The following is a 1,058-nucleotide window of genomic DNA, read 5'->3' as shown; positions in this document are numbered from 1 at the left end:
GACCTGCCGTGGTGAGTTCGGCCGGTTGGAGGGTACGCGTCGGCTGGGCCGGACGGGGTGCGCTTGGTGCTCGCCGTCGTACACCGACGGCGTCGAGCCGTTTGGGTCGCGCGGCCGCAGGCGGTCGGGGGTTGCGGTGCCGGCCTGCGGCCGTGCGGGTGCGTCTTGCCGGGGTGTCAGTTGCCGCGGTGTACGCAGAAGAGCTGGTTTTCGCTGCCGTTGCGGTCGCGGTAGTTGACGATGGTCGGCCCCTGGGCGCTGAAGTGGTCGGGGAGCTTGGTGTCCGCATGCCAGTTGGTGCCGTTGAAGCGGGTCCACCACAGGCTGCCGCCGCTTTCCCCGCCGCGGTGCACGCAGTACAGGTGGTTGTTGTAGACGGCCAGGGCGGGGCCTTCCTTGCTGTGGTGGTTGGGTAGCCTGCTGTCGCCGTTCCAGCCGTTGGTGCCGTTGAACCGCGCGTAGTAGAGGGCGGTGGTGTCGACGCCCTTGTACACGGCGTAGAGGGTGTTCTTGTAGACGGCCAGGGCGGGGTTGGAGTCGGTGCGGTGGGAGCCGAAGGTCTGGTCGCCGCTCCAGCTGGTGCCGTTGGAGGTGCTGCACCACCACAGGTTGTTGTTGCTGCCGGTGCCCTTGTAGGCGCAGTACAGTTTGCCGCCGAATACCGCGAGGGCGGGCCCCTTGCTGGTTTTCTGGCTGCCGAGCTTGGTGTCGGGGCTCCAGGTTTTGGTTTTGCCGTCGAAGCGGGTCCACCAGAGGTTGTCGTCGCTGCCGCCGCGGTGCACGCAGTAGAGGTGGCCGTTGAAGACGGCCAGGGCGGGGCCGTTCTGGCTGTAGTGGTTGGGGAACGCGGCGTCCGCCGACCAGCCGCTGCCGTCCGGGTCGTAGACGGTCCACCACAGCTTGCCGTCCCCGTCACCGCGGTGGACGCAGTACAGCTTGCCCTCGTACTCGGCCATGGCCGGGTTGGACTTGGAGCGGTGGTCGGTGAACTTCTCGTCCTCGCTCCACTTGTGCGAGGTGTCCATGACCGTCCACCACAGGTGGGTGTCTTCCCTGGG

The 1,058-nt window shown here is 67.6% G+C and carries 1 protein-coding gene; it reads right to left on the bottom strand.

Annotated features, from left to right (window positions below; genetic code table 11):
* Window positions 1-176 precede the first annotated feature (176 nt).
* Window positions 177-1,058, bottom strand: an 882-nt coding sequence (locus AC0VY3_RS37325; RefSeq protein ID WP_475551955.1) for a Kelch repeat-containing protein, incomplete at its 5' end; no start/stop codon positions are given.

Source organism: Streptomyces sp. iso_384 (assembly GCF_056172905.1).
The sequence above is the reverse complement of the archived record's forward strand: the minus strand, read 5'-3'. Positions and strand labels throughout refer to the sequence as shown.